1 protein-coding gene is annotated in these 801 nt (G+C 28.2%); it reads right to left on the bottom strand.

Annotated features, from left to right (window positions below):
* Window positions 1–751, bottom strand: a 751-nt coding sequence (locus PTI45_RS01500) for a toll/interleukin-1 receptor domain-containing protein (protein WP_245703388.1), incomplete at its 3' end; no start/stop codon positions are given.
* Between the last annotated feature and the right edge of the window lie 50 nt (window positions 752–801).

Here is an 801-nt window from a genome sequence, read left to right as displayed (position 1 = left end):
CTTTTAATTCATCCATAAAAATAGATGCTGGTTGAATTATTGATGCTACTTTTCTCTTTTCGCGGACAAATTCAACCAGCATTTCAGTAGGCAGGGCAGCGTCTATGATTTGTTGTTCAATATCGGTATTGACTTCATTTAAATGCTTGATATAGTTCAATCGGTTCGTAACATTATAAAGACCTGCTTCAAATTTATTGTATTTATTATTGTCGCTGTAGTATTTGGCATCCTCATGACTAACAATAATGAATAAGAGTCTATCTTTAAAGTTATCATCTTTCATTAACTCCGTAATTTCGTACATACAATTTATAGAATGTAAATATTCACTAGAAACAATTGAAATAACAAAATCATGATTCCTAATTGTTCTCATAAATTGAGGCAAATTATCTCTGTACTGAGTAATTTTAATATCTCTACTTATACTGATATCTTCATATTCTTCTAATCTATCTTCAATAATATCTGCAAGATCTGCATCTTTATGACTATAAGAAAGAAATACTGTTTTTCTTCTCATCTCAGTTAATTCTCCATTCAAATTAATTATATAAGGAATGCCTTCACTTTCAACTAACTCTGTAGATTTATCAATAGATATAAAATAAAGGTTATGACCATCATAATTAAAAGATTCAGATCTAATTTCTACTTTAATATTTAAAAGTGCTAAAGCTTTATCCAAATTAAAGGAATTTAAATGATTTTTGATTGTTAATGTTTCCCCATCATCTTCTATTCCCAAAATAATGTCTCCACCGTCTGTATTTGAAAAAGCAGAAATATATTTAGATG

The organism is Paenibacillus nuruki (assembly GCF_001721045.1).
In the GTDB taxonomy this organism is placed as follows: domain Bacteria; phylum Bacillota; class Bacilli; order Paenibacillales; family Paenibacillaceae; genus Saccharibacillus; species Saccharibacillus nuruki.
Note: the sequence above shows the minus strand (reverse complement) of the source record. Positions and strands in the feature narration are given on the sequence as shown.